The organism is Pseudomonas sp. YuFO20, assembly GCF_035064975.1.
GTDB classification, from domain to species: Bacteria; Pseudomonadota; Gammaproteobacteria; order Pseudomonadales; family Pseudomonadaceae; genus Aquipseudomonas; species Aquipseudomonas putida_AE.
The window spans coordinates 40,370-47,535 of sequence record NZ_JAXDEO010000052.1; the positions used below are offsets into that span (position 1 = coordinate 40,370).

Below are 7,166 nucleotides of genomic sequence, written 5' to 3' on the forward strand. Positions count from 1 at the left end.
CAGCGAAGGCGGTTTGTCAGGCGAGGAAGATGTCGGCTGTGCGGGCCTCTTCGCTGGCAAGCCAGCTCCTACAGAGGGAATGTTGTTGCTGGGAAGTGGTGAGTTGCCAGCAGTCGCGCCATCCCTTGTCTACACTGTCTTACACCCACGGAGGTCACGTTCGGCAGTGCGCCGGCAAAGGAGTGCGTGATGTCGCCCCGCATGCAGTTTCGCGGCCCGGCCCGGCAAAGGGGGGCGATTGGCTTGATGGCGGCGGTGACGCTGGCGCTGGCGCTGGCATTCACGCTGCTGGTCATCGACAGCGGGCGGCTGTACCTGGAAAAACGCAACCTGCAGCGCATCGCCGACATGGCCGCCCTCGAAGCCGCCACACGGGGCGGTGATTGTTCCACCGGCGCAACCGCCACCAGCTACGCCACTGCCAGCGCCCAGCGCAACGGCTTCACCCTGCCCGGCGACGGGCGTGCACTGGCGGTCAGCTGCGGCGCGCTGTCCCTGGATGCCAACAGCCTTCGGGTGTTTGCCGTCGACCCTGCTAAAAGCGAAGCGATTCAGGTCATCGCCAGCCATGTCGTGCCGCAAAGTCTTGTCGGCGGCATCGGCGCACTGTTTGGTGGTGCCGCTGCGGGCTCGACCCTGACCCTGAAGGCGACGGCTGTCGCCGCGCTGCCGCCGCCTTTGGCCGCACTGACCATCCGCAGCACCGCCCTGGCATTCGATACCAGCAAGGCAGCCATCACCAGCTTGCTGTTCGGAGGGTTGCTGGGCGGCAACGTGACGATCAATGCCGCCGGCTGGAATGGCCTGGTCAATAGCAACATCAGCCTGCTCGGCTACCTCAATCGCCTGAAAATCGACCTCGGCCTGACCGCCGCAGGTTATGACCAGGTGCTGGCCAACAGCATCAACGTCAGCCAGTTGATCCAGGCCGCCATCAATGTCCTGGACCCCAACGGAACTCTGGCGGCGAGTGCCACGATCGTCAGCCTGAAGGCGCTGAAGGTGGCGGCCGGTACCACCAGCGTGGTGCTGGGCGATTTGCTGCACGTCGAAAGCGGCAGTGACATCTCGGCCCTGGCAGTGAACCTCAAAGCCTTCGACCTGATTGAAGGCGTCGTGCAGTTGGCCAACAAGCAAACCGGCCTGGTGGCGACCCTGCCGATCAACCTCGCGGGCCTGGCGCAGATCACCGCGCGGGTGCAGGTCATGCAGCCGCCGCAACTGTCGGCCGTAGGCAATCCGAAAAACGCCGCGCTGGCGCCCTTGGGTTCCAACCGCATCTATGTTCGAACGGCGCAGGTGAAGACGTTGTTGTCGATCAACCTGCCGGTGCTGGACGCCATCACGCCCCTGGTCAATGCCGTACTGGATCTTGCGACGTCGCTGACCAGCTTCCTCCAGGACCTGTTGGGACTGCGTGTGGACAAGTTGCTGACCTGCGGCTTGGGCGCGCCGTGTGACACGCCGGAAACCAAGCTCCTGCCACCGCCGATACGGCTCGATGTCGCCCTGGAGGCGGGCGGTGCCTGGAGTTATGTCACGGCCTACAGCTGCATCAGCGCGACCAACAAAAGCCTGACGACCAACACCACGACCACGCTGATCGGATTGAAAGTCGGGCAGATCGACCCGGCCGATGTGTTTGGCTCCGCTTTGGTCCCGCCGACCAATGACGTGAACCCGCTACAGCTCATCTATGTCGGCGTGCAGACCTGCCAGCGGCTGCTGTTTTTACCAGCGGTCTGCTACAACCACCGGCCCACCGGCGACATCGGCATCCGGGTCAACACCTCGGTGGCGCAAAACCCCAACATGCTCCACGTGTATTCCGCGCCAGCCGCCGCCAACCTGCCGGAAATCAACCAGCCGCCGTTTTTCTTCGCCTATACCACCAACAACATCGTCAACAGCCTGGGCACCACGGTCAGCGACCTCGGGGTGAACATGTATGGGCCGTCGGGCAGCATCATCGGTGGCCTGGGCAGCCTTTTGAACGACGTCACCACCGCGCTGGGCAATGCGATCAACAGCGTGCTCAGCCCGCTGCTCGATACCCTCATCAACACCTTGCTGGCGAGCCTGGGCATCGACTTGAACAAGGTCGAAGTTGGCGCCAACCTCAGCTGTCACGCCGGTCGCGCATCGCTGGTGATCTGATCGTCGGGCACGATCGGCAGCTCGATGCAAAACCGCGCGCCCTCGGTCGAGTTGCTGACGCTGAGCGTTCCGCCCATGTTCTGCACGATGCCGTAGCTCACCGACAACCCCAGGCCGGTGCCAACGCCCACCGGCTTGGTGGTGAAGAAGGGTTCGAAGATCCGCTCCAGCAGACGCGGATCGATGCCGCCGCCGTTGTCTTCAACCCACAGGCGCACCGCGTGTTGATCGCGCTCGGCGTACAGCGCGATCCACGGCTTGAACTGCTGGTCGCTCTCACACTTGCCGAGCAGCGCGTCGCGGGCGTTGACCATCAGGTTGATCAACACCTGTTCAAGTTGATCGACATGCCCGCGCACCTGCACCGAAAAACCGCTTTCGCTGACCCGCAGTTCCACCCCTTTACCGCGCATTCCTTCGGCCAATAACGACAACGTGCCTTCAATGGCCTGGGCCGGGTTGAACGGGTGCTGTTCGATCTCCGAGCGCCGGCCGAACACGCGCATATGGTCCACCACCCGCGCGGCGCGCTGGACCTGAGTGTCGATGCGGTTGAGTTTGTCGGTCAGGTAATCGATCTGCAGATTGCCATTGTCCAGGCGCTTGAGCACATTGACGATCGCCATGCGCATCACGTTCAGCGGCTGGTTGATTTCATGGGCCAGGCCGGTGGCCATCTCGCCCAGCGTGGCCATCTTCGCGCTTTGGGTCAGTTGTTGCTGGGCGCGTCGAACCTCGGTGTTGTCGCGGCCCACGGCCTGGATTTCCAGCAGGCGACCTTCCTCGTCGAACACCCCGCGATCCGACCAGACCCACCAGGCGTGTTCGCGGCCGGGCAACTGCAGGTTGATTTCCGCCGTGCTCACCGGGAACTCCGGGCTCAATTGGCTCAGGCGCTGGAGGAAGGACTCGCGCTGCTGCGCCGACATCCAGCTGCCCAGGTTCACTCCCGGCAAGCCCTCGGGCGAACATTCCAGATAGGTCGCCAGCGGCCGGTTGCCGAAGGTCAGGGTCAGGTCCGGGCGGTAGCGGCAGATCATCGCCGGCGAGTCCTCTACCAACATCCGGTAACGCTCCTCGCTCTGTTTGACGTGCTCGGCTGCCAGCGTCGCTTCGGTGACGTCCAGCCACAGGCCGACGGCCTCCACCGGCAGACCCAGGTCATCGCGCAGCAACCGGGCTTCGTCGAGCAACCAGTGGTAATCGCCACGACTGTCGCGCAGGCGATAGCGTGCCCGTGCCGAACCTTCGCGCAGCAGCAGGCGGGTGCGTTCGAAATAGCGCTCGCGATCCTCGGGGTGCACGCGCTCGATCAACGCCGCACCGGCACACTCGGCGAGCGTCCAGCCCAGCAACGGTTGCAGGCTGTCGCTGAAGAAGGTCGGTTGCAGCGCGCCTTCGACATAACGCTGCACATAAATTACCGCGGGCGAACTGGCGATCAGATTGTCCAGTCGCGCATGGGCGGCGGCGGCCAGTTGCTCCTGGTTCTTGATGTCGCTGATGTCGAGCATGAATCCTACCAGGCGCTGCTGGCTGCCCACGCCCAGGGCCTGGCCCTGCAAGCGATACCAGGTCGCCGGGGCGTTGCCGTCGGCGCGGTACAGGCGTACGCACAACAGCAGTGGCGTGCTTTCGTGCTGCAAATCCTGCAGGCGGCTGCGCAACTCTTCGCGGTCGGCGGGGTGCACTTGCGCAAGCCAGTCCTGCAGCGGCAAACGCTCTTGCTGAAGATTCAGGGCGCGGGTCAGCGAGGGAGCCAATTGCACCTCGGCGCTGTCGCTGAAGACTTCCCACCAGCCGGTGCCGAGCAAAGCCTGCAACGCCTCCAGGCGCTCCAACTGCAGATGGTGGCGATGTTCGCGCAAGCGTTCCAGCAAGGGGCCGGCGAGGGCGGCGGCGAACTGCAACCAGTCACGCTCGCTGACATCCGGGGCCTGCTGCTGGACCGGGTAACAGCCGCAGAGCAACCAGGCCACCACGCCTTGGGCATCGTGATAGGGCACGGCGAAACCCTCCGTGCTGGCAAAGATGCCTTGCAGGCGCGGATGTTCGCCCAGGTTCAGGTGATGCGGCGTGGAGCCGTTCAAGCTATCGAGGCCGGTGCCCAGGCGCTGACCGGTGCGCCACAGGCTGGGCGTATCGAAGCCTGTGTAGTGCTGGTGAATCTGCCAGCCCTGTTCTTGCTCATCGAGCAACGCCAGGGCGATACAGGGAATGTGAAAGCGTTGGGCCAGTGCCTGTAATTGGTCGATCAACACCTCGGGCAGGCGCGTCAGGCTGCACAGGCGCAACTGCTCGCCGATCTGTGCCGCGAGCAACTGGCACTGCTCGCGCAGGCGCGCTTGCCGGCGTTCCAGCAGCAAGTCGCCGATGTCCAGCAACTGCAGCAGCCAGGCGTCCGCCATCGGCTGCACCCAGCCACGCAGGTGCAGGGGTGGGCCGTTGAGGCTGTAGAAATCCAGGTCCAGGAGCTGGCCCTGCCAATCGGCGGGAGCGCCCTCGATGGCGAGGCTGCAATGGGGCAAGAGAAAATCCAGCAGGTGCGGCAGCTGTGCCGTGGGGACCTGCTGGGCTAGCTGATGCCGCAACGGGCCGGTCAGGAGCAGCACGCGTCCTTGGGCATTGAGCTGCATCTGCAGGCCGACGCCGAGCACACTCAAGGGCTCCGGGATTTCCTGGGGCGCGGGCGGATGGCGATTGAGCAGACGCCCGAAGAGTTTGTCCCCGGCACTCAAAACTGCAGACTCGAACTGGCGGTGAGCGTCACCGGTAAACTCGGCACGGAGCCAATCCCCGGCAGGCTCAGAAACGGAATCACCGCGTTCAACTTTTGCGAGGGATAGTGGATGACGACCTTCAACACGCCACCTGTGTAAGTGGTGGTCGTGTCAGTGGCGACATCGAAATTCAGCCCGGCGGGAATCCAGGCCAACTGACGGGTCAGTTCCAGCTTGACGACGTTTTTCAGCGCAGCCTCGTAACCGGGCGTGTTCGGGTCCAGCGCCACGCTACGACGCACGGCTTCGGCCGTCGACTGGTTGAACGACTGCATCAGCAGCAGCGGCAGGCTGTAAGCGACGATGGCGTAGAACACCGCGAAAAAAATCACGAACACCAAGGCAAATTCAATCGCGACGGCACCTTTTTGCTTACGTGGGAGGCTGCTTTTCATGAGTGCGTCTACCCTGACAACTCGAGGTAATGTCAGCATAGAATCATTCAGCCAAAACGGACGTTTTTTACCGGATGCAGAGCTTTGTACTACTGATCTGGCTGACGCTATGCGCAGCGCAGGATGCCCGGGAACGGCACATCGCCAATCGCCTGACCCTGGGCGTCGGGGCGCTGGCTTTGGCGTATCTGTTATGGAGCGGCACCACCTGGATCGGCGCGCCGGCCGAGCAGGGCGGCTGGGCTGCGCTGCTGGCATTGGCGTTTACTTTGCCCGGCTATGGGATGCGCCGACTGGGCGCCGGGGACGTCAAACTCATGACCGCCCTGGGGCTGGCGACCGATGGTCGGCATGTGTTGGGAGTATTGATCGGCGCGGGTCTCGCCAGTGTGTGTTGGTGGCTGCTGGCGCCAAGAGTCTGGCTTCATATCGGTCAAGGGCTTAGAGGTCACCTGGTTTACCTGGAGCCTGGTCTGTCAAAGAAACAACCCTTTGCCCCCTTCCTCCTGGTGGGTCTGATGCTGACATTGGCCTGGTTCGGCTAGACATCCGTTTTTGTACAGCGGCCAAAGAGCGACTACTTTCATTCAGAGGTTGTACAGCCTCAGGCTGTCGATAAAGGGACGGTCAGTCCTTGGCCTTGCAGGGAGTTGCACGTGAACAAGCGTACTTCGGCAGTAAAAGTCCTTGTGGTCGACGATCAGCCCCAGATCGTTGCAGAACTTTGCGAATTTCTTGAGAACAGCGGCTACCGTTGCGTTGCCTGCGAATCCAGCCATCAGGCGATCGAACGTTTCAACCAGGACACGGAAATCGGCCTGGTGCTCTGCGATTTGCATATGCCTGGCCTGGACGGCATCCAGATGGTCCAGGAGCTGCAACAGCTGTCCGGCAAGCACCGGGCTTTCGAGGCGATCATGCTCACCGGGCAGGCGGGCAAGCAGGATGTGATCAAGGCACTGCGCGCCGGCTTTGCCGATTACTACCAGAAGCCGATTGATCTGAATGAATTGCTCGAAGGCGTGCAACGCCAGGAAGTGGTACTGCAGGAGCGGCACAAGGCGTTGCAGTTGGGGCATCTGAATCAGAAGCTGCAATACCTGTCCGAGTCGCTGGATGATTTGTACCAGGACCTCGACCGGGTCAGGCGCACACCGTCTGCACCGGGTACGGATGACGGCGCTGTCAGCGATGCCGGACGGGCCGAGATTCCGGCGATTTTCAATCAACTGTCGCCACGTCAGTTGGATGTGGCGCGCCTGGTGGGCAAGGGGCAGACCAACTACCAGATTGCCTGCGAGTTGGGCATTACCGAGAACACGGTGAAGTTGTACGTGTCGCAGGTGCTGCGGTTGACCCATATGCACAACCGCACGCAACTGGCGTTGGCGTTGACGCCGAGTAACTCGGGCGGGCGCCATCGGTTGACTGCGAACTGATCACCGCACCTGAATCTGTCGGATGTACTCGCCCTACTTGTAGGAGCCGGCTTGCTGGCGATGGCGTCGGTGAGGTCGGCGCCAGGCTTGAGGGCCAATCGCGGGCAAGCCAGCTCCTACAGGTTCGTTGGTTGTTCTCGATTATTTGTAGGAGCCGGCTTGCTGGCGATGGCGTCGGTGCAGGGCTTTAGAGCCGATCGCTGGCAAGCCAGCTCCTACAGGTTTGGCGGTGATCTCGATTCTTTGTAGGGGCCGGCTTGCTGGCGATGGCGTCGGTGAGGTCGGCGCTTGGCTTGAGGGCCGATCGCTGGCAAGCCAGCTCCTACAGGTTTGGCGGTGATCTCGATTATTTGTAGGAGCCGGCTTGCTGGCGATGGCGTCGGTGAGGTCGGCGC

At 62.7% G+C, this 7,166-nt stretch carries 5 protein-coding genes; 3 read left to right on the forward strand and 2 right to left on the reverse strand.

Annotation, left to right across the window (positions count from 1 at the left end; genetic code table 11):
- The first annotated feature begins 189 nt into the window (after positions 1–189).
- Complete coding sequence (locus SOP85_RS24600; RefSeq protein WP_323628509.1) at positions 190–2,157, forward strand: pilus assembly protein TadG-related protein; 1,968 nt, start codon at positions 190–192, stop codon at positions 2,155–2,157.
- Here the strand turns inward: SOP85_RS24600 and SOP85_RS24605 are convergent.
- Together SOP85_RS24605 and SOP85_RS24610 are read right to left on the reverse strand one after the other, a co-directional pair.
- Positions 2,127–4,895: a PAS domain-containing sensor histidine kinase gene (locus SOP85_RS24605; protein ID WP_323628510.1), complete on the reverse strand. Its 2,769-nt coding sequence runs from the start codon at positions 4,893–4,895 to the stop codon at positions 2,127–2,129. The genes SOP85_RS24600 and SOP85_RS24605 overlap by 31 nt on opposite strands.
- A complete protein-coding gene (locus SOP85_RS24610; protein WP_274077469.1) occupies positions 4,892–5,332 on the reverse strand; it encodes a TadE/TadG family type IV pilus assembly protein in 441 nt (146 codons plus the stop codon). The genes SOP85_RS24605 and SOP85_RS24610 overlap by 4 nt, the downstream gene beginning before the upstream one ends.
- Positions 5,333–5,406: 74 nt before the next feature.
- Here SOP85_RS24610 and SOP85_RS24615 point away from each other — a divergent pair, with 74 nt between their 5' ends.
- On the forward strand, positions 5,407–5,877 hold the full coding sequence (locus tag SOP85_RS24615; RefSeq protein WP_323628511.1) for a prepilin peptidase: 471 nt from the start codon (positions 5,407–5,409) through the stop codon (positions 5,875–5,877).
- Between the two features lie 111 nt (positions 5,878–5,988).
- Positions 5,989–6,771 (forward strand): response regulator transcription factor, encoded by a 783-nt coding sequence (locus tag SOP85_RS24620; RefSeq protein WP_323628512.1) that lies wholly within the window; start codon positions 5,989–5,991, stop codon positions 6,769–6,771.
- Positions 6,772–7,166 lie beyond the last annotated feature (395 nt).